The organism is Streptomyces sp. MB09-02B, from assembly GCF_033794485.1.
GTDB lineage: Bacteria > Actinomycetota > Actinomycetes > Streptomycetales > Streptomycetaceae > Streptomyces.
Genome location: NZ_JARGEE010000703.1, coordinates 1 through 2,746, shown reverse-complemented (window position 1 = coordinate 2,746; position 2,746 = coordinate 1). Strand labels below are relative to the sequence as shown.

Below are 2,746 nucleotides of genomic sequence, written 5' to 3'. Positions count from 1 at the left end.
CGGCCCTCGCCGAGTACCGCTCCCTGCTGCCGTACTACGAGAACCAGTACGTCGGCGGCGACCCCGAACTCTCCCTGGACGTCCGCCGCCGCATAGGCCACCTGCTCCTCGCCCTCGGCGACCGCGGCGCCGCCCACGAGACCCTGGGCCGCCTGCTGCTCGACGTGGAACGGCTGCGGGGGCCGGGCCACCCGCTGGCGGGCGAGGTGCGGCGCACGCTGCAGTGGCTGGGGCAGGTGCGCGGCTGAGCCGGACGTGGCACGAGTGATGCCAGAAGTCGGCGTGAATCGTTGGTCGAATGGCTGGCCGAGAGCAGGGCCACTGCCTACCATCGATCACCGGCAAGACTTTGTGCATCGCCGCACAATCTCCTCGGGAGGCTCACTTGCACCGCCGCCGTCGCACCGCGCTCCTCCTCACCGCCGCGATCACCGCCGCGGCCCCGCTCCTCACCGCCTGCGGAAGCGACGCCCATCCCGGCGCGGCAGCCGTCGTCGGCGACGACCGGATCACCGTCGCGCAACTGGAGAACCGGGTGAACGAGGTGCGCGCCGCCCAGCGCGCCGCCAGCACGGACGAGAGCCAGTACCAGCAGGCCGTCGCCCAGAGCAGCGCCCTCACCCGCAACACCCTGAACGGCATGGTCCTGGAGAGGGTCCTCGACCAGGCACTGAAGGACGCGGGCGTGACCGTCACCCGCAAGGAGGTCCAGCAGTACCGTTCCGGTCTGGAGGCGGACGCGGGCGGCGCCAAGGCCCTGGAAGCGGCCTACCTGCAGCGCTACAGCGTCGCCCCGGAGCAGTTGGAGGAGAGCCTCCGCAGCGATGTCGAGGTCCAGAAACTCGCCACCGCCCTCGGTGCCGACCTGAACAGCCCGGAGGGCGGCGCGGTCTTCTGGAAGGCCCTCTCGGAGGCCTCCGGCGAACTCGACGTCGACCTCAACCCGCGCTACGGCAGCTGGGGCGTCGACAAGGCCTCCGGCCGCGTCGGCCTGCTGGAGGCCAAGACGCCTTGGCTGAAGGAGGTCACGGGGACGGGGTCGCAGCAGCCTGCGTGACGGGCGGGCCGACCTGCCTCTCCGCAGCCTGTGGATAACTTCCGGGGTCGTCGGTGACGTGGGTTACGTTCGTGGGGTGAACGCACACCGCCCCGACGGCGACCCCGTCCCCACGGCCCCCGAGACGTCGTCCTCCGACCCCGGCCGGGTCGTCCTGCTGACCACCAGCCACCGGGTGGCGCCCGGCCTGCTGTCCTGGCCCGCCTGGCAGGCACTGCACGGGGCGGACCGGGTCCTCTGCGCGGACGAGGCGCACCCCCAGCTCCCCTATCTGCGCGAGGCCGGCGTCACGGTCGAGCGGGCGACCCCGACCGCCGAGGAACTGGTCGACGCCTGCGCCGGCGACCGCACGGTGGTCGTGGTGGCCACGGCCGAGGGCGAACCCCGCCTCACCGACGGCCTCGCCCGTCTCGCCGGCTCGGGCCGCGTCCGGATGCCGTCCCTGGAGCTGCTCCCGGCGTCGTACGACCTCCCGGGTGCCCGGCTCCTCGACCTCGTGCAGGTCATGGACCGCATCCGCGCCGAGTGCCCCTGGTCCTCCCAGCAGACCCACAAGGGTCTCGCCAAGTACGGGATCGAGGAGGCGTACGAACTCGTCGAGGCCATCGAGGAGGGCGACCGCGAGGAACTCCGCGAGGAACTGGGCGACGTCCTCCTCCAGGTCGTCTTCCACGCCCGCATCGCCGAGGACGACCCCGACACCCCCTTCTCCATCGACGACGTCGCCGCCGGCATCATCACCAAGCTCATCCACCGCCACCCCCATGTCTTCGGCGACGCCACGGCCACCACCCCGGAGGAGGTCAAGGCGCACTGGCTCCGCACGAAGGCGATAGAGAAACGCCGGGAGTCCGTGACCGACGGCATCCCCCTCGGCCAGCCCGGACTCGCCCTCGCCGCCAAGCTCTCCTCCCGCGTCCGCACCGCCGGCCTCGACGTACCGCCACCCTCGGGCGACGACATCGGCTACGACCTCCTCACCCTCGCCGCCCGGGCCGAAGCCGAGGGCATCGACCCCGAAGCGGCCCTGAGAGCAGCGTCCCGCACCTACCGCGACGCGATCCGCTCCGCGGAGGGCCTGGACGGGGCCTGACGTGACCTGGGGCAAGGGGATGCCGGACCTGGTGTGGGACGAGGTGAGGGACTGCTTCGATCCCGGACTGATGGGCGCCCTACCGGACCTGCACGTCCCGGACACCTCGGCGGAGGACTGGCAGGCGCTTCTCGATCTCGTCGCGGAGAAGGGCTGGAGGCACGAGTACATCGAAGGGACGACGCCCTTGGCCGTCCCGAGTGCCGCCCACGTACTCGCGCGACCGCTCGACGCCGAATGCCCACAGCTCCGGGTCTGGCCGACGGAGGGCATGCTGGCGATCTTCCGGTTCCTCGCGGACGAGGAGATCGACTTCGACATGGACCTGCGGGAGATCCAGGGGCAGCACCGGCTCGACGCGTTCTGCGACTTCCTGTGCCGCCTCGGCCGCCACCTCGCCAAGCCGGTCGTGATGTGCCCGGAGGGCGCGTACGACCGCCCGGTGCTCGGGTTCGACCCCGTCCTCGACCGCGTCCGCGTGCTGGGTGACTGAGCACGTCGACCACGGTGGTCGCGGGACGGGAAGGGGGAGCGGGCGGGACCGGGAAGGAGGCCTCCGGGCCGCCCGCTACCGTCGTCGGGTGACCAACCAGCCC

Annotated in this window: 3 protein-coding genes and 1 pseudogene; all 4 read left to right on the top strand. The window is 72.1% G+C overall.

The window, feature by feature from the left end; translation table 11 throughout:
• Nucleotides 1-248, top strand: a pseudogene (locus P1P70_RS43055) (serine/threonine protein kinase); the annotation flags it as partial.
• A 137-nt stretch (nt 249-385) separates the two neighbouring features.
• On the top strand, nt 386-1,057 hold the full coding sequence (locus tag P1P70_RS43050; RefSeq protein WP_319247714.1) for a SurA N-terminal domain-containing protein: 672 nt from the start codon (nt 386-388) through the stop codon (nt 1,055-1,057).
• 76 nt (nt 1,058-1,133) lie between these two features.
• Nucleotides 1,134-2,150: a nucleoside triphosphate pyrophosphohydrolase gene (locus P1P70_RS43045; RefSeq protein ID WP_319247713.1), complete on the top strand. Its 1,017-nt coding sequence runs from the start codon at nt 1,134-1,136 to the stop codon at nt 2,148-2,150.
• Nucleotides 2,151-2,169: 19 nt separating this feature from the next.
• Entirely contained in the window at nt 2,170-2,643 is a 474-nt protein-coding gene (locus tag P1P70_RS43040; protein WP_319247716.1) for a hypothetical protein, read from the top strand.
• Nucleotides 2,644-2,746 lie beyond the last annotated feature (103 nt).